This window comes from Vibrio sp. 1F263 (assembly GCF_041439035.1).
In the GTDB taxonomy this organism is placed as follows: Bacteria; Pseudomonadota; Gammaproteobacteria; order Enterobacterales; family Vibrionaceae; genus Vibrio; species Vibrio tasmaniensis_A.
On record NZ_JBGONI010000014.1, the window covers coordinates 1 to 19,635 of the forward strand.

The window sequence follows — 19,635 nt, forward strand, 5'->3', positions numbered from 1 at the left end:
ATAATGGCTATTACCTCAGCCTTCCAAGCTGATGATGCGGGTTCGATTCCCGCTGTACGCTCCAGTCTTCTTGATGTTTCAGTCTTACTCTTAAGACAGTGTGCGTGCATCGTATAATGGCTATTACCTCAGCCTTCCAAGCTGATGATGCGGGTTCGATTCCCGCTGCACGCTCCAATTCCTCCTTATGTTTTGTTACGTGTTTTCTTCCAGCGATACCCTATTCAAAAAACTTCTCCGCTCGTTAAACCTATAAGCATTAATCCATATAGCTTAAACCCATTTTGTTAAGTCTAACCAACCAACGCTAATTAAGCAGCTAGCGCTATTAACTCCTTAAATCGCTTCGAATTTCTTAAACCTTTCCCATTACATATTGCAGTCTAGCTTTTAACGATTTTCAAAATTGTTCCAATTTAATAATCTTGGTCAATATCCGAAAAAACAGTTGTGGTAATGTGCGCGCATTAGCAACAACAAAAAATAATTAAAAATGTTTAAAAGCAATGAGTTAACAATAAACATCGAAGCAATCAATGTCGCACTGTCAAAAGTCGAAAATGCGAACAAAATTCAGCTTAATACGTTGAAAGGTTATGTGAGCAGCGAACCAGAACAGGCCGTACTTGCGTTTCGTTCTTTGAATGAAGTGGAATCGATCGACGACAAACTTAAGAAGATCATGTCAGAGTTACCACACCTCAGTGGCGAAGCTCACCACCTGCTTGAAACTTCTATCTTGCTACAGTGACTATAAATAAAGATAAGCCTCAGCGAATCCCTCACAGCAAAGCGCTTTAGGTATAAGTTAAGACTTATCTTTAATTTTCTTGCCCCCATTGAATTATCTAATTCAACAAAGCGCTATTAATTAACGTCTAAAGCGTTAACGACTTCACCATACCCGCTTCAGCGTGACCAGGAATATTGCACGCGAACTCTACGTTATTATCACCATGGAAATGCCAAAGCATCTGTTTCGCTTTGCCCGGCTTAACTGTCACTGTGCTGCCCGAGTCATGAGCGTGATTACCCATGTTTTTCATCATTTCACGGTGCTCTAGCTGCTCTAAGGCAGAACCAATCGAGAATTCGTGGTCAATCTTGCCCGTGTTCATCACAACAAACTGCACTACATCATTTGGCTCAATATCGACCTTATTTTTGAATGTGATTTTCATATCATCACTTAGTAGGACATGAACCACTTTATCCGGTTTTGCGCCTTGAGCTGGCATCCCAACTTCTGACATACCTTCCATGTCCATCATTCCATCCATATTCATCATCTTCGAATGGTCCATCTTTCCATCCTTCATCATGCTGTGATCCATTTTTGAATGCTCCATCTCTCCACTCTTCATCATCGAGTGATCCATATTCGAATGGTCCATTTCAGCAAAAGCCGTTGCAGTAGTTAACGTCAGTGCAATCGCAATAAGTGTCTTTTTCATGATCGTTCCTTAGATTAATTCAGTTATTTATTTGTTTCACATGTTCATGTGGTACGCCCTTACCCACTCTGTATTGGTAAGTAAGGGCTAATAATCAATACGTTATTTGTTTGTCTCGTTTTGGCTATGCGTAATCTCACGCTGTTTCCAGAGCTTAAAGATTGCAGGCAAAACCAGTAGGGTAAGCAACAGTGCCGACGCCATTCCGCCTATCATCGGCGCGGCAATTCGCTGCATCACTTCAGAGCCCGTTCCCTCGCCATACATAATTGGAATGAGGCCAATGATCACCGTAAGTACTGTCATCATCACTGGGCGAACACGCAGTCCTGCACCCTCACGAATCGCATCCGTTAAGTCTTCACTCTGAAGTGCTTGCTGGTTCTGCTCCGCATCCAATTTTTTGTAGTGCCATGCTTGATTTAGGTAGACCAACATAATGACGCCTATCTCAACAGCTACCCCGGCAAGGGCGATAAAGCCCACACCCACCGCAATCGAGAAGTTGTAATTGAGGACATGCATCAGCCATAGGCCACCAACCATCGCGAGTGGCAATGTCAGCATAATCATCATCACCTCACCGACACGGCGGAAGCTGAGGTAGAGCAATAACATGATGATGGCGATGGTAATTGGCACAACGACACTTAAACGTTCTTTGGCGCGCTCCATGTATTCGTATTGACCAGACCATGCCAGTGAATATCCGGCAGGCAAGACGATTTGATCTGTAACGACTTTTTGCGCCTCTGCCACATAAGAACCAAGGTCGCGACCTTCGATGTCAACGAACACCCAGCCATTAGGACGCGCGTTCTCCGTCTTAATCATTGGTGGCCCATCTTCATAGCGAATATCCGCGACATCAGACAAAGCAATTCGCGCTCCATTTGGTGTCACTAACGGCAGGTTCTGCAGCTTAACGACAGAATCACGATAGCTTTGTGGGTAACGGACATTGATTGGGTAACGCTCTAGCCCCTCAACGGTTTCGCCCACGTTCACGCCACCAACCGCAGTCGAAATAACATGTTGCACTTCTTTAATGCTCAAGCCATATCGCGCAGCAGAACGACGTTTGATGTCTATCGTCACATAACGACCACCCGCAACACGCTCAGCGTAGACAGAAGCAGTACCACTCACGCTATTGAGGATGGGTTCAAGTTGAGAGCCAATATCCTCAATCACGCTCAGATCTGGGCCTGCGATTTTGATACCAATTGGCGTTTTAATACCCGTCGCCAACATGTCGATACGTGTTTTGATTGGCATGACCCAAGCGTTGGTCAAACCGGGGAATTGAATCAGATCATCAAATTCTTTACGCAGAGACTCCGTAGTGACACCGTCACGCCACTGTTCTCGCGGTTTAAGCTGAATAACCGTTTCAATCATAGTCAGTGGCGCAGGATCGGTTGCTGTCTCTGCTCGACCAATTTTTCCCCATGTGGTTTCGACTTCTGGAATGGTTTTAATGAGCTTGTTGGTTTGTTGCAACAACTCACGAGCCTTACCTATTGAGATGCCCGGATACGTGGTTGGCATGTACATCAAATCCCCTTCGTCCAAAGGAGGGATGAACTCACTACCAAGCTTACTGGTTGGGTAATAAGCAGACGCCATTAAGCCAAGTGCGATAACAATCATCACCTTTGGGTATTTTAGGCTGAGGTTCAGAAGCGGTTTGTACATCGCCACTAGGCTGCGGTTGACTGGGTTTTTGTGTTCAGGCAACACGTTACCGCGAATGAAGTAACCCATTAGCACAGGCACAAGCGTGATAGCCAAACCCGCCGCTGCGGCCATCGCATACGTCTTGGTAAACGCAAGTGGCGAGAACATCTTGCCCTCTTGCCCTTCTAGCGCGAACACAGGCACAAAGCTCAAGGTAATGATAATCAGAGAGAAGAACAGCGGTGCGCCGACTTCTTCTGCTGCCTTACCAATCACCTGCCAACGGTTTTTGTCAGTGAGCGGAGTCCGTTCAATGTGTTTATGAACGTTCTCGATCATCACGATGGCACCATCCACCATGGCACCTATCGCAATAGCGATACCACCGAGAGACATGATGTTGGCGTTAATACCCTGCCAATGCATAACAATGAACGCACCTAAGATACCGACAGGCAAACTTAGCGCGATAACCAGTGATGAGCGGATATGGAACAAGAACAGCGCACACACGACGGCGACCACGATGAACTCTTCAGCCAGCTTCTTCCAAAGGTTTTCAACGGCTGAATCAATCAAAGTCGAACGGTCGTAAGTCGCGACAATCTCGACACCATCAGGTAAGCCTGTTTGCAGTTCAGCGAGTTTGGATTTCACCGAATCGATCACTTCACTGGCATTTTCACCAAAGCGCATCACGATAACGCCGCCAACCGCCTCGCCCTCCCCATTGAGTTCCGAGATACCACGACGCATTTGCGGGCCAAGGTTGATGTCAGCTATGTCACCTAATAGCAACGGAGTACCTTTGTCAGTCACTTTTAGCGGCAGAGATTGAATGTCTTCGATGCTTGTCAGGTAACCGGTGGTACGAACCATATGTTCGGCTTCCGCAATCTCAACAACAGATGCACCGGTTTCTTGATTACCATCTTGAATTGCCTTGTTGACTTGCTGAAGCGTTAGGTCATATGCACGTAACTTGGCCGGATCAATCTGTACTTGATACTGCTTCACCATGCCGCCAACGGTCGCCACTTCAGACACGCCTTCTACGGTTTGCAATTCATACTTCAAGAACCAATCTTGCAAACTACGAAGTTCCGCTAAGTCGTGCTGACCGGTTTTATCTTGCAACACGTAGCTGTAAACCCAGCCCACACCGGTTGCATCTGGCCCTAGTGTTGGCTTAGCACTCGAAGGCAAGTTAGGTGCAACTTGGCTTAGGTACTCCAACACTCGTGAACGCGCCCAGTACATATCGGTATCGTCATTGAAGATAATATAGACATAGGAATCACCAAAGAACGAGTAACCACGAACTGTTTCAGCTCCTGGTACAGCTAACATGGCGGTGGTCAATGGATAAGTCACCTGATCCTCAACCACTTGTGGCGCTTGCCCCGGATAACTGGTTTTGATAATCACCTGAACATCTGACAGATCAGGAATGGCATCGACCGGTGTATTTTTAACGCTGTATAAGCCGCCAAATACGATGGCTACAGTAGCAACCAGCACTAAGAAGCGGTTGCTAATAGACCAGCGAATGATTGCATTAATCATAGTTCGCCCTCACCCGTGCTATTCGTCGGTTCGAGAGATTTGAGCACATAATCAGAACCTTGCTTCGCCACTAGAAACCGAATGGTTTGACCCTCGGAAAACTCAGATAAATCAAGGTCATCACTGGCTTGGAAATTCATTTCACCCGCTTTCCAATTCCACTCTGGGACTGGCTGATGTTTTACAGTGATCATGCCAAAATCAGCCATCAACATAGTGATGTCACCCGTTACCCAAACTTCGCCTGCGATCTTGTGTTTGTTGACCTTGTAATCAACAACCTCGTACTGCCCTGACTCTGTCTTTCTCATCTCAAAATCAATCGCCTTACCACGTTGCACGTCACTCATGTCCAAGCCTTCCGCAAAGGTGAAATTCATCACCATGCCCGGCCAATCCCATTCAGGAACAGGCTGATGGTTAATCGTCACCATGCGACTGCCTTGCATAACATCGGAAATTTCACCGTTTGCCCATACGGTTTCAGCTTCTTCCTCAACACCATTGATGCGTGACAGATCAGCAGATTGGCTCGATTCAGAATCCAACATGAAGTGCGCAGAAGTGACAATGTTCTCACCTTGCTCTAGCCCTTGAAGCACCTCTATTTTTTCGCCAGCTTCACGACCAACCTCAATACGAGCAGAACGATACTTGCCAGAACCTTCTGACATCACCACTCGAGTCATACCACCGGAGTGAATCACCGAAGATCTTGGGATAGTAAGAACCGCTTCATCACTGATGGGTTTCAGCGCAATATTGGCAAACATATTTGGCTTAAGCTCGCCATTTGGATTGGAGAACTTCAAACGAACGCGCAAAGTTCGAGTTTTTGGGTCAAGGATTGGGTAAACGTAATCGACATTACCCAACCACTCTTTGCCAGGAATGGCATCTAGCGTCATCACTGCATTGCTGCCTGACGAGATCCAGTGCGCTTGACGCTCAAACACCTCAGCATCAACCCATACTTCGCCTAATGGGCCTGCACTGATCACCGCTTGTGCAGGTGAAAGGTAACCACCTTCTCGGATATTCAGACTTGCGATGACACCATCGGCTGGCGCTTTGACTTCAATGGTTTGTGAGGCTTTGCCTTTGCGCGTAATAGAGCGGATTTGAGTCTTATCAACACCCAAGGTAATTAAGCGTTCAGTCGAGCCCTTGATCAAACCTTTACGACCCGTTTTATAAGCACTGATCAACTCTTCTTGTGCTTTAACAAGCTCTGGAGAATAGAGTGTGAAAAGCACATCACCTTTGTTTACCTTCTCACCCACTGCGTTGATGTAGAGCTTCTCAACCCAACCAGCTGCTCTTACGTTGGTTTGCCACAATGTACTTTCATCGAACGCCACATAACCCACGGTTTCAATCCGAGGAGATAGCGCTTCGAACTTAACTTTCGCTGTTTTGACACCCAGATTATTTTCTACCGACGAATCAATGAACACGGTACCGGGCTCATCTTTAACACCACTTGAGTCATCCGCGTAAACAGGGATTAAATCCATCCCCATAGGTGACTGACCCGGCTTGTCTCGCTGATAATTTGGGTCCATCGGAGCCACCCAATACAGAGGTTCATCCTTGGTTTGTTTACTTACTTCGGCGTCTGTACTCGTTGCCATTGCTGACATGTCGTGTGCTGGATTAATTAGAAAATGGTTCACACCAAAACCCAATGCACCACCGACCAATAAAGCGATTGTTGCTACTTTTACTGAACTCATTGTCTATTCCCTTATTGATTGGCTGTGTGTTTAGTTGCGCTTGAATTGAGTTGTGGTTGGTTTACTTGGTATTCAAAGCCACTGACTAACGCCGCCAGTTTGCTGTTAACGATGTTGAGATCTGTGATCAAACGTTGTTTCTCTAACTTAAGCGCCAGCTCATCGGTCGTTGCTGAAATGACATCGTTAAACTGGGCGGTATTGTTTTGATAGCCCCTCTCAACCGCGCTGATTCGGGCTGCGGTTTGAGGAAGCAAGGACGTTTGATAGCGTTCTAAACGCTGGGTGAGGTTCGCCTTATCCACCAATAACGCATTCACTTGCGCGTTCATTTGGGAAAGTAAGGTGTCTTTTTGAGATTTGGCCGCACCAACTTGATACTGAGCAGCCGATAAGTTTTTATCTTGTCGGTTCCCTGTAAACAGCGGGATGTCGACAGTCAGATAAGCACTTACCAGATCAGAAGCTGGTTCACCCGCCATGTTATTGGCTTGACGGTGTGCATACATCACTTCCACCCCAAACTGCGGGGTATAAGCTTGCTCGGCTAACTCAACCTGAGTTTGATTGGAGGAAATACTGACATCGGAGATCTTAACCAAAGGATGGTCAGTCAGTAGCTGATAGTGCTTGGTTGAATCGATATTGGTCGCTAATTTGCTTTCCAACAATGACCAATCAATTTGGTTAGTTGCATTCAGTGTGCTCTGAGAATCAAGAACCTGAGAGCCTAACCAATCAGATCCCAACCATTCAGAAAGCTGAGAGATTAAGCGGCGCTGAACCTCCTGGTTTGTCTGAAGTTTCTCATCAAGCTTACTCACTTGAAGCTGAGCGTTAAGCAGATCTTGCGCTTCACTTTTACCAATCGAGTAATTGGTTTGTACATAGTTTTCAAGCTCAACCAACAAACGACGGTTTTGACGAATCACCGACTCAGCCTTTTGCTGATAACCTAACTCAAGCCAAAGCTGCGTCATGCTATTCGCAACCGTCAATTCTCTTGCTTGCATCTGCAAAGCTAAAGCATCTGCCTGTTGGCCTGCCTTTTTCTGTTGAAGGTTAAGCGTATCGCCACGCTCAAACTGTTGCATCAGCCCTACCGATATATTGGTCATCGGGTCTTCGTCAAATTGAAAGCTATCGACAGGCAAACCGCCAAATCCAACTTTCAATTTCGGGTCCATTAAGGTCGCGCTGGCAATGCCCGTTTCTCGCATCGCTTGAGACTGAGCAAAGTACTGTTTGCGATTTCCATCTTCGCTTAAAGCAATCTCAATCAGTGTATTGAGTTGCTGCGTCGAGCTTGCTTGGTCATGTGCTGAAATGTGTTGAGCATTTGAAGCTGACGCCGTGGTAGCCGCGAGCGTAGCACTTGAAAACAAGGCCATAGGCAAGGCAGCAGCAACCACTAAGCTCGTGTTCATGACAAACACAGAGGTTGTTGGTTTCATATTCACAATGAATGTCCATATCTAGCGCTAATTAGCGCATAAAAAAGAATGGCTTATCAGGTTTATCTAACTGATAGAGCTGTATTTTTAGATATAGATTTATGCGGAAGGTGGGCGTAGCAAAGATTGAGCGCGTGCGACTTTCTGGCCAATCGTGATCGATTGAAAACGAGCTAATGAAAAGGAAAGTTGATCAACGGCTTGAACAGCCTGAATTGGATAGGGACTTGCAGAACACATTGAGGCACAGCAATCGGCACTCGAACAATGGTTACCCATCATCGAGCTGCCTTCTTCGCTCATTGAAGACATATCGAATTGAGCCATCAAAGCATGGGCACTCATGTTAGAGTCTTCAGCGTGTACTTCTTCACTCATCACATGACACCCCGCCATTGAATCATTAACCGAAGTATCGCTGTGGTAACAAGCCGACTTGCTCGACCCCATTTCCATCATGATTACTTCAGTCATCATGGCTGAGGAGCTTGAGGCATAGCTAGACATCAACATCGCAATGATGCTGAAAACAATAATCCAAGTTTTTCGGAATGTGTTTGTCATAGCTTACCTTTGAATTTACACCGCAACTATAAACGTTACCCTTAGGGTAAGGTCAATGCCATTGTGCCGATATTTGCCTGACCGTTGAAAAAGTATTCATCCTCTCTTTCATCAAAATGAGATAATTCTTCGACTTTGCAGTTTTTTCTTTAAAAATTATCCAATTAGCTAGCGAAACCTCTATCTGTGTATTTTACTTAAGATAGTGCAACCACGATTCACGGATGATAAAAATGGCTAACAAAAAAAACGTCGAAGCAAACAAGAAAAATACAGCAATCAAAAATAAGAAAAGTAACGAGCTAGAACAAAAGAAACCAACACAAAAAAAGAAGCGCAGACTGCATTCACATCTAAAAGTGAATATCCCACTTTTTCAGTCACTCATGATGATTTTGCCATCATTGGCTAAACACGCTGCTGCAGAGAGTATAGACAATTCCAGCGACGCTGCAGATCAAGTAACCGCAAATAACGTGACCGAAAAAGATGTCACCGATGACCATAGCAAGGCGGACTCATCAGCGGTTGCTCTCCAAGAAGCTCAGACGAGTGACAACGACGTAAACTCCACCTTAAGTGCAAGTCATGCCGCCCATGGTTCGAGCTCTCACTTGGTTCCTTCTCATCATTTATCGACGCTTTCTCACCCGCAAGTCCATTACATTCCTTCGGTATCGATGCCGACTATCTCCTCAGGAAGTAACGGTCAGCCGACTCATTCGAATGCGCCTACGACGCCCGCTTTACCCGTCACCTTTATGCCAGAAGTCATAAAAGGTACGTACGGAGAGCTTCATGTTGATGCAAATGGTCAATACACATTCGTATTGAATCCAAATTCTCCTCAATACATACTGTTGAATCAGCACCAACCAGGTACTGACCATTTTGCGTTACACCTATCTAATGGCTCGAGCATCATTGTTCAGATACCGGTAACAGGTAAGCAAGACACGCCAAGTATTTCTGGAGACTTAACAGGTGTCGTAACAGAAGATCACAATATTGATTCACAAGGCTTGTTACATGCGAACGGCAAAATCGATGTCATAGACCCTGACCAAAATGAAAGTTCGGTTACACCGGAAGTTATCTCAGGTAAATATGGTTCATTAACTATCGATGCTGATGGACATTGGCAGTATCAAGTTGATAACTCGCTCTCTAATGTTCAAGCTTTAACCGCAGCCACTTCACTGCATGAAAGTTTCACAATTCACACCAAAGATGGCACACCGCAAACCATCGATATGACGATTGGCGGGAACGACGACAATGCAGTAATTACGGGTGTGGATGCTGGCACGTTAACTGAAGATTTAACGACACAAGTTCAAGGGCAGCTTTCGGTAACGGACTCTGATCTTGGAGAGGACCACTTTCAAGCCTCACAAGTGACTAGTAATTTCGGTACGCTAAGCATCACCAAAGACGGTGCGTGGACATACAGTTTAGACAACAATAACCCAGTAGTTCAAAGACTTGGCCAAGGCTCAACTGCGACAGACATCGTCACTGTTCACTCAGCTGATGGTACAGCGCATCAAGTTATGGTTACGATCAATGGCACCAACGACCATGCAGTAATCACGAGTAGTACAGCAAATTCACCAAGTTCGTTTTTCGCTATCGGGACAAGTAATGGCTCAAGCCAAGTTACTGAAGATAAAGACCTAACGGTTTCAGGCCAACTCAACATCACCGATATCGACTCAAAAGAGGCGCATTTTTCTAATTCCGACCTCAAGGGGACACTGGGTACTTTACACCTTAAAGACAATGGCGATTGGACCTACGATCTAGATAATAAAAATCCACAAGTTCAGGCTCTTGGTCAAGGCTCTGCGACAACAGACATCATAACCATCCACTCCGCCGACGGCACTCCTCATCAAATTGCAATTACCGTTAACGGCACCAATGATAAAGCCGTGATAAGTGGAACCAGTGCCGGCGCGGTAACCGAAGAGTCCCAACTTCAGACCTCGGGCATACTGACTGTTACGGATGTGGATACCGGTGAAGCGCACTTCGCTACTTCATCCACAGGAAGTACCGATATTGCAGGCTCGTTTGGTACGCTTCATCTGACCGATACTGGTTCTTGGACGTACGATCTTGATAACACTAACCCGACCGTTCAAGCATTAGGTAAGGGCTCGACAGCTACTGATACCATCACCGTTCATTCTGCTGATGGCACGCCGCATCAAGTGACTATCACAGTAAATGGCACTAATGACGCAGCTACTGTCAGCAGTGCGACCGTTGCCATCTATGAAACCGACAAAGCGGTAACCACCTCAGGCACACTAACCAGTACTGACGTGGATAACCCAGATAACACTTTCACACCCGATTCGCTTACTGGCACCAACGGCGACCTGACTATTGATGCTAATGGGCATTGGACATTCACCGCCAACAGCGCGTTTAACCAATTGAATGTCGGCGATAAGGTCGAAGAGACCTTCACTGTATCGTCTATTGATGGCACACCGTCGACGATCAAAATTACTATTAATGGTACCAATGACAAAGCCGTGATAAGCGGAACAAGTGCTGGCGCGGTCACCGAAGAATCTCAACTTCAAACCTCTGGCTCACTGACTGTGACTGATGTTGATGCCGGTCAAGCACACTTCTCCAATACCGATATTGCTGGGACTTTAGGCACCTTACACCTCACTAATTCGGGGACATGGACTTACGACTTAGATAACACCAACCCAACCGTTCAAGCGTTAGGTAAAGGAACAACCGCTACCGATACCATTACTGTTCATTCTGCTGACGGCACACCACATCAAATTACTATTACGGTTAATGGCACTAACGACAAGGCCATCATTGGCGGTACAAACTCTGGTGCAGTGACTGAAGAATCTCAACTTCAGACGTCAGGTACACTGACTGTCACTGACGTAGATACTGGTGAAGCACACTTCTCCAACACTGATATTGCAGGCACATTAGGCACTTTACATTTAACTGATACCGGCACTTGGACTTACGATTTAGATAATACGAATCCACAAGTTCAAGCCTTAGGTAAAGGCGCGACAGCGACTGATACTATTACTGTCAACTCAGCAGATGGTACGCCGCATCAAATTACTATTACGGTTAATGGCACTAATGACAAGGCCATCTTTGGCGGTACAAACTCTGGTGCAGTGACTGAAGAATCTCAACTTCAAACCTCTGGTACGTTGACTGTCACTGACGTAGATACCGGCGAAGCACACTTCTCCAACACAGATATCGTAGGCAACATGGGGACGCTGCACCTGACAGATTCTGGTTCTTGGACGTACGCTCTTGACAATACAAACCCTAACGTTCAAGCGCTAGGCAAAGGAGCAACCGCTACCGATACCATCACTGTTCATTCTGCTGATGGCACGCCACATCAAGTGACTATCACAGTAAATGGCACCAATGATACGGCTGTAATTGGCGGTGCAAGTGCTGGCGCAGTAACAGAAGAGACACAACTACAAACTACTGGCACATTAACCATTACTGATACCGATAGCGGTGAAGCACACTTTGCTAATACTGATATCCAAGGCTCCTTAGGTACATTACATCTAACAGATAATGGCGCTTGGACCTACGACTTAGATAACACTAACCCAGCAGTTCAAGCGTTAGGTAATGGCGCAACCGCTACTGATACCATTACCGTTCATTCAGCCGATGGCACACCTCATCAAGTCACCATTACGGTGAACGGCACTAATGATAATGCTGTGGTCGGTGGAGTAGATACTGCAAGTGTCACTGAGAAAGCGGCTGGAGATAATATGTCACCAGATCATGCTCAACCAGGTATGGCGACACTTCGAGTTAGTACTCTGAACGCTAATGGACATTTATCTGTGGTTGATCCTGACTCTGGTCAGTCTGGCTTTGCTGATAATGTGGGGTATAACTATCACGGTACATATGGTGACTTAATTTTAAATCCCAATGGAGATTGGAATTACTTTGCCGATGCTGGAAGTCTCAGTCACATTGGTGGAAGGCCCACGACCAGAGGCTCCGCTATCGATAAGTTAGGTGAGGGTGAAACACTCACAGACACTATCACCGTTCACACAAAAGATGGAACACCACATAATATAGTCATCACTATCAATGGTAGTAACGACAGGCCTTATTGCTCTTCAGAAGTACAACTCAACGCAGGTACTGAAGATACGAGACAAACCATTACAGCTGCACAACTGTTACAAAATTCAATAGATGTCGATAAAAATGACTCTGGACTGCTTACAGTAGCAAACCTTCATCCAGATCACGGCTCGATTTTAGATAACCAAAATGGTACATACACTTTCACACCAGAAAAAGACTATAACGGTAAAGTTCATTTCACCTATGATGTCAAAGATGCACATGGCGGTGTCACTCATACTGGAGCTACCAGCAGTTTAAGTGCAGTTGCTGATAAAGCGGTTATAAGCGGTAGTGATACCGGAACGATTATTGAAGATCATAATGTGGGTCACAGTTCATTACAGCCTGTCGTTGCATCGGGTTTGCTGAGTGTGACAGATCCTGATGCAGGGCAAGACCATTTTCAGGTCAATCTGTTATTAGGAGAACAGGCGATTCACGATCCCTTTGGTGGTTTTTTACGCATTACACCAAGTGGCGCTTGGGGATATGAAGTCGCCAATAGTCGCTTGCAATCATTAGCTGAAGGTGAGGTAGAAAAAGTTGTATATCGTGTTTATTCTGCAGACCACACTGCTCACGATATAACAATAACGGTGACAGGCACCAATGATCAACCGACCATAACTGCGACGACACTTGCACATGGCACTGAAGATACACATTACCAAATGCAATCTAGTCAGTTTGGATTCAGTGATATCGACACAGGCGATACGCTACATTCCATAGCAATCACAGATCTACCACCAGCAACACAAGGTAAGTTTGTGCTTGATGGACACGATGTTACAGCGGGGCAACACATCCCTACAGCTGACATCAGTAAGCTTCAGTTCGTTCCTGCGCAAGATTTTAATGGCGATGTTCAGTTTAAATATACTGTTAACGATGGGCATGTTGACTCACAAGAGGCTACCAACACATTTCATATTGATGCGGTGGGAGATAAAGCCGTTATATCAGGTGTGGATACTGGCGATGTTTATGAAAACAGAAACCCTGATATGTCGCCAGACTTTGCCCAGTCAGGTATGGCGCATTTAACTAATAGTATGATTCATGTTGAGGGGCAACTAACAATCATCGATCCAGATACCGGCGAGAATAGTTTTGATTCTAAAGGTATTGGTTATACCTATCATGGAAATTATGGCCATTTGATTCTTAATACAGATGGTAAATGGTTTTATGGTGTTGCGACCGGCACTGCTGATGTAAATGGTGGATTAACAACAAATGTAGGATCGACGATTGATCAACTTGGTGCAAATGAGACTCTCACTGATACGATAACGATACAAAGTAAAGACGGTACCACTCATGATATTGTTATCACCATTCATGGCGACAACGACCGTCCATACTGCTCTTCAGAAGTGCAGCTCAACAGCGGTAAAGAAGACCTCGCGCAAACCATCACGGCCACCGAACTCTTAGCAAACACTATAGACGTGGATGCCAATGACGCAGGTAAGCTTTCCATTGAGAATCTGTTAGTCGATCACGGCTCTGTAGTCGATAACAAAGACGGCACCTACACTTTTACTCCAACCAAAGACTATAACGGCCAAGTTCATTTTAGCTATGATGTGACAGATGCGCATGGCGGAACGACTCATACAGGGGCGTCTACCACACTCACCGCTACCCCAGACGGCGCCATCATTTCAGAAGTAACAACTGACCACGTCACTGAAGATGGTTCACACAGCAGCCACAATGCAGGGGTTACAACTGAGCTCGCGAATGGAAGACTACAAGTTGTGGATCCAGATAGCGGGGAGAATAAATTCCAATACAGCCAGTTTGGTGAATCAGCAGTTCACGATCCGTTTGGTGGCATGTTACGTATTGATAGCATGGGCAATTGGGGGTACAGCGTTAATAATGCCAATTTGCAACACCTTGCTCAAGGGCAAACTGAAACCGTTATCTACCGTGTTCATAGTTATGATGGAACGGCATACGAGTTGCACATAGACGTTGTAGGCACCAATGATGCGCCAACCGTTACCCAAGTTGCGCTAAGTAACGGCACTGAAGACACGCATTATCAAATGCAAGCGAGTCAGTTTGGATTTACGGATGTTGATAGTGGCGATACGCTACATTCAGTTGCAATCACAGATCTACCACCAGCAACACAAGGTAAATTTGTGCTTGATGGACACGATGTTACAGCGGGGCAACACATCCCTACAGCTGACATCAGTAAACTTCAGTTCGTTCCTGCGCAAGATTTTAATGGCGATGTTCAGTTTAAATATACTGTTAACGATGGGCATGATGACTCACAAGAGGCTACTAACACTCTTCATATTGATGCAGTTGGTGACACAGCAGTAATCACTGGAACGACAACGGGCGATGTCGATGAAGGGCATGGTACCTATCATGATCGGTCACCAAACTACGCACAGCTTGGGATGGCTAAATTAACCAATGACCCTTTATATACTGATGGCAAGTTAGAGATTATTGACCCAGACACTGGCGAAGCACAATTTGATACAAAAGGCATAGGCTACTCCTACCATGGCACTTATGGTCAATTAATACTAAATGCCGATGGTAATTGGCATTATAAGGTTACCGTTGGTAGTAACCAACAAAACGTAGCCACAAAGATCGATCAATTAGGCGATGGGCAAGAATTAACAGATACGATTACCATTTATTCTAAAGATGGTACTGCGCAAGACATAGTCATTACCATTCATGGTGATAATGATAGACCTTATATCAGTTCTGAAGTAACACTTTCCACAGGCACAGAAGATACAGCTCTTACTTTCACCAAAGCTGATTTATTAGCCAATACTGTCGACGTGGATGCCAATGACGCAGGTAAGCTTTCCATTGAGAATCTGTTAGTCGATCACGGCTCTGTAGTCGATAACAAAGACGGCACCTACACTTTTACTCCAACCAAAGACTATAACGGCCAAGTTCATTTTAGCTATGACGTCACAGATGCGCATGGCGGAACGACTCATACAGGAGCAATCACAACCCTTGCAGCAGTTAATGATGCCGCCACATTTGCCGGTGACTCCAGCAGCATAAAAGAAGATACAAACATTCACCACAACGCGCATATCACGGGGTCAGCAACTATTCCAGATGCCCTTTCTTGCCATGGGCACCTGATTGTATCTGACGCTGATGGTCATGGCGAAGCTGCATTAGATCTTAAGGGGCAACCGAAAATATCTCTGGATGGAACCTATGGTCATTTCGACATCACTAGTACTGGGACATGGGTTTATAAAGCAGACAACAAGAGTACGCAGATTCAAGACTTAGACAATGGACAAACACTCACAGATAGCATTGAAGTCACATCAAAAGACGGTACCAAGCATTCAATAACCGTCACGATTAATGGGACCACCGATGATCCTGTTCTACACAGCCTCAGTGATTCTGGTGTTCAACATAGTGGTCCAGTTGAAGGGAATCTACTTACTGGCTCTGGGACGGATCAAGGATTGAGTGGTGCAGCAACAGACACCGATTCCAACGCACATCTGGTGTTGCAAGATATTCAAATAAAAGACCCGGTGTCAGGTTATGTCGCGGTAAGGCCGGGGCAACCACATACTATGGCCGGTATCGGTACACTCGCGATCGAAGCGAATGGTCATTATACCTTCACCCCGGAAGCTGGCTTTACAGGTAAAGTGCCAAGTATGGTTTATCGCGTCGGCGATGATGGCGGTAACCCAATAGGAGACTCTTCTCAAAACTCTCTCTCTATTGAAGTCACCCCTCCTCTACAACATGCGCCAACGGTGACAGGGCAAACCGTTTCTACAAATGAAGACATCACCAGAACCATTACGACCAGTGAATTTGGTTACAGTGATCAAGATGGCGATGCGTTACAGTTCGTGACTATTAGCAGCTTACCGAGTCATGGATTATTACTTTTAAACGGTAACGCCGTAACCGCCAACCAGCAAATCAGCAAGGCTGACTTAGACGCAGGCCATTTAACTTTCACGCCGAGCAATAATGAAAACGGCGCCAACTATGCGCAATTTACATTTACTGCGAATGATGGCCATAAAAATTCGGCAAGCGCAACGATGGTAGTGGATGTCAATGCAGTCAATGATGCACCTATCGTTGGATCGAGTTTTATTAGTTCTTTAGAAGATAAGCCTCATGCGTTCACCACCGCAGACTTTAAATATTCTGATATTGATGGAGATGCGTTAAACCACATCACGATTACCAATGTCGCCCATGGCGTGTTATCGCTGAATGGCGCCACAGTGAATGTTGGTGATGACGTCAGCGCCTCCGACGTTTCATCACTCATCTTCACCCCAACTCACAACTATTTTAGTTCTGGTGTCAGCGGGCTGGGTGCGGTGCAATTTACCGCAAACGATGGCCAAGCTGATTCAAAAGAAGGGTCAATATTCATTAACATTGCTAATGCCGCCGACCCAGCAACATTCGGAGGCGATTCCACAGGGGTAGCTCAAGAAGACATGACACTTCAAGCGTCAGGTACGTTGACATCTAGCGATCCAGATGGAACTACAGGCTTTATTGCCGTTCAAGGTGGTGCTGGGATAGTAGGAAGTAAAGGTTATGGGCATGCACACATTGATAGTAATGGTCACTGGACTTACGACCTTTACAACAAACACCCAATCGTTCAACAGCTTGGCGAAGGTCAGACAGACACTGAAACCATCACGGTTCAATCTGCAGATGGCACGCACCATGATATCGTGGTTACCATTACCGGAACCAATGACGCACCGATTCTCGGCGTTAACCAAACATCATCAACAGCAGGTACATTAACAGAGACAGATGTAGACGTTAATGACACTCATATGTTCTCTGTCGTCAGCTCAACAGGGCAATTCGGTTCATTGTCGGTAGATCCAAATACTGGTGACTACGTCTACACACCAAATACGTCTATCACAGGAATGAGTTATAACTCTGCCACCAACTCCTATCATGGTGTCGATGTATTCGAAGTAAAAGTCAGTGACGGCCATACGGAAGATTCGAAATTCATCACCTTTGATGCCTCGGGACATGTCACCATGTCACCAACGGGTAGCTTAGTCACCTCGACGACTGTTCCGCACCAACCTGTGGTAACTGCGACGCAACCAACCTTGCCTTCAGGCACTAACGTCGCGCCAACGAACACCGTTACTCTGGATCTCGCGTCAACAAGCGATTCAGGTTCATCGCAAACTGACAACCTGACCAACGACACTACCCCAACGATTAACGGACACACCGATATTCCATATTCTCAAGTGACGATATACGATGGTTCAAAACCTATTGGACATGCGGTATCTAATGCTTCAGGTCAATATAGCGTAGTGGTCGATAGCTTAACCGATGGCGATCATAATCTATCCGCCAAAGCATTGGCTCCTTCGTCAGTGCTACCGGCTACCTCTTCGCTTCTTTCCGTCCATATAGATACACAAGTACACGTCGGTATTCAAACAGACCCAATTACCGCCGACAATGTGATAAATGCTCAAGAATCCAACAGCTCCATTGACATCACCGGATCCGTTTCTGGCGATTATAATGCAGGCGACATTGTGACTTTAGATGTAAATGGGACACAGCATACTGGCGTGGTCGATGCAAAAGGACACTATTCAATTGCCGTACCTGGCAGTGAACTCATTGCCGATGCTGACCAAAAAATAGAGGCATCAGTAGCGGTAACAGATACCGCAGGTAATAGCGCTCATGCCACTGCAGATGTTACTTACCAAGTCGATACACAGGTTAGCGTTCCTACGATTACCTTTGAAAACGCAGGGGCAGACAACTTATACAGCAAAGCTGAAATCGCCCGAGGACAAGCAAACACGATCACTGCAACCGTTACGCCTCCTGGTGATGCCAAAATCGGTGAGCATCTTGTCGTTAACGGTCAGGATCATGTATTAGATGCTCATACTCTACAGCACGGAATACAAATTGAAGTTCATCCGGGTTCTAATGTACAAGCAACAATGACTGACGAACACGGTAATACCGCAGGTAGCCAAGGTTTTGCTGCAAGCGCTATTCCTGAACCAATTATTGTCAGACCGCCATCGGGAAGCCACCAAGTGTCTGGCACACTTGGGGTGCCACCACTATTACCATCGTTAACTCCGGTACCAACAGCACAAAGCGGTTGGCGAATCCATTTACCTAATGGACAATATGTCACCAGCCACCATGGGCAATATGGAACATTAACCATTGACCCTCAAACCGGCCACTTACATTACCAAGAGCAAGCTCAGGTTCATACGGGCCCACATGGCAGCGCTTCAGGTATCGGTCAACACGAAGATAAATTTGAAGTAGCATTACAAGGGTCAAATCAAGATGAAGTGGTCGCCCATGTGAACATCCAGATACTCAGTCATGGGCCAGGAAATAGTGGAAAGCTGACAGTTGGAACTGAAGTGGTTGATATGACGATCACACCTTTAGTCCATACATCGCACCCTGCTCCACCGCCACCGCCTCCTGTTCAACATGACGAGCCAGACATGGCTTCGCAAGCCGACTTTACGGTCACACTAAGCGATGATAGCAATCTAGATTTAACCCAGCAGACCCATCAAGAACCCGATCAGAAAAGCAGTCACCATGGTGCAGCCGCTTATCTGGATGCATTGGGCATTAAACCCGATGCGACATCGACAACGGTTCACGATCAACCTGCGGATATGGATATCGTACTTGCACAAGTCGACCAACCAGATGCAGCAACACATGACCAAGCGCACTTGGATATGTCAGACGCGCTGGAACACCATGATGCAAACATCAACCATAACCAAGATGATGAGCACCACCACCACAACGATATCGATGGGTTACCGGACATTGATCCAAATAGTTAACGCATAAAATGCCAATCACTAAAACCAAAAAAGGAACACTATTTAGTGTTCCTTTTTATTTCTATTCTCTTTTAAATTTCAG

7 protein-coding genes and 1 tRNA gene are annotated in these 19,635 nt (G+C 45.9%); 3 read left to right on the plus strand and 5 right to left on the minus strand.

Annotation, left to right across the window (positions count from 1 at the left end; all coding sequences use genetic code 11):
- Positions 1-102 precede the first annotated feature (102 nt).
- Positions 103-177: transfer RNA gene (locus tag ACED25_RS11150), tRNA-Gly, on the plus strand.
- 316 nt (positions 178-493) lie between these two features.
- On the plus strand, positions 494-751 hold the full coding sequence (locus ACED25_RS11155) for a hypothetical protein (RefSeq protein ID WP_016788617.1): 258 nt from the start codon (positions 494-496) through the stop codon (positions 749-751).
- A gap of 127 nt (positions 752-878) precedes the next feature.
- On the opposite strand, the gene ACED25_RS11160 is transcribed toward ACED25_RS11155, so the two are convergent.
- The 5 genes from ACED25_RS11160 to ACED25_RS11180 form a co-directional block, all read right to left on the minus strand.
- Positions 879-1,454 carry a cupredoxin family protein gene (locus ACED25_RS11160; protein WP_371695271.1) on the minus strand — a complete coding sequence of 192 codons (576 nt, stop codon included), beginning with the start codon at positions 1,452-1,454 and terminating at the stop codon, positions 879-881.
- 102 nt (positions 1,455-1,556) lie between these two features.
- Positions 1,557-4,700 (minus strand): efflux RND transporter permease subunit, encoded by a 3,144-nt coding sequence (locus ACED25_RS11165; protein ID WP_371695272.1) that lies wholly within the window; start codon positions 4,698-4,700, stop codon positions 1,557-1,559.
- Entirely contained in the window at positions 4,697-6,436 is a 1,740-nt protein-coding gene (locus tag ACED25_RS11170; RefSeq protein WP_102340622.1) for an efflux RND transporter periplasmic adaptor subunit, read from the minus strand. The genes ACED25_RS11165 and ACED25_RS11170 overlap by 4 nt, the downstream gene beginning before the upstream one ends.
- Positions 6,437-6,447: 11 nt before the next feature.
- Complete coding sequence (locus ACED25_RS11175) at positions 6,448-7,890, minus strand: TolC family protein (RefSeq protein ID WP_102340621.1); 1,443 nt, start codon at positions 7,888-7,890, stop codon at positions 6,448-6,450.
- A 99-nt stretch (positions 7,891-7,989) separates the two neighbouring features.
- Complete coding sequence (locus tag ACED25_RS11180) at positions 7,990-8,454, minus strand: hypothetical protein (RefSeq protein ID WP_102340620.1); 465 nt, start codon at positions 8,452-8,454, stop codon at positions 7,990-7,992.
- Between the two features lie 233 nt (positions 8,455-8,687).
- Here ACED25_RS11180 and ACED25_RS11185 point away from each other — a divergent pair, with 233 nt between their 5' ends.
- Positions 8,688-19,553 carry a VCBS domain-containing protein gene (locus tag ACED25_RS11185; RefSeq protein ID WP_371695273.1) on the plus strand — a complete coding sequence of 3,622 codons (10,866 nt, stop codon included), beginning with the start codon at positions 8,688-8,690 and terminating at the stop codon, positions 19,551-19,553.
- Positions 19,554-19,635: the final 82 nt, after the last annotated feature.

Bases quoted from the DNA above. Each gene is read 5' to 3' on its own strand.
- ACED25_RS11155 (WP_016788617.1), top strand. From the start codon at position 494: ATGTTTAAAAGCAATGAGTTAACAATAAACATCGAAGCAATCAATGTC.
- ACED25_RS11160 (WP_371695271.1), bottom strand. From the start codon at position 1,454: ATGAAAAAGACACTTATTGCGATTGCACTGACGTTAACTACTGCAACG.
- ACED25_RS11165 (WP_371695272.1), bottom strand. From the start codon at position 4,700: ATGATTAATGCAATCATTCGCTGGTCTATTAGCAACCGCTTCTTAGTG.
- ACED25_RS11170 (WP_102340622.1), bottom strand. From the start codon at position 6,436: ATGAGTTCAGTAAAAGTAGCAACAATCGCTTTATTGGTCGGTGGTGCA.
- ACED25_RS11175 (WP_102340621.1), bottom strand. From the start codon at position 7,890: ATGAAACCAACAACCTCTGTGTTTGTCATGAACACGAGCTTAGTGGTT.
- ACED25_RS11180 (WP_102340620.1), bottom strand. From the start codon at position 8,454: ATGACAAACACATTCCGAAAAACTTGGATTATTGTTTTCAGCATCATT.
- ACED25_RS11185 (WP_371695273.1), top strand. From the start codon at position 8,688: ATGGCTAACAAAAAAAACGTCGAAGCAAACAAGAAAAATACAGCAATC.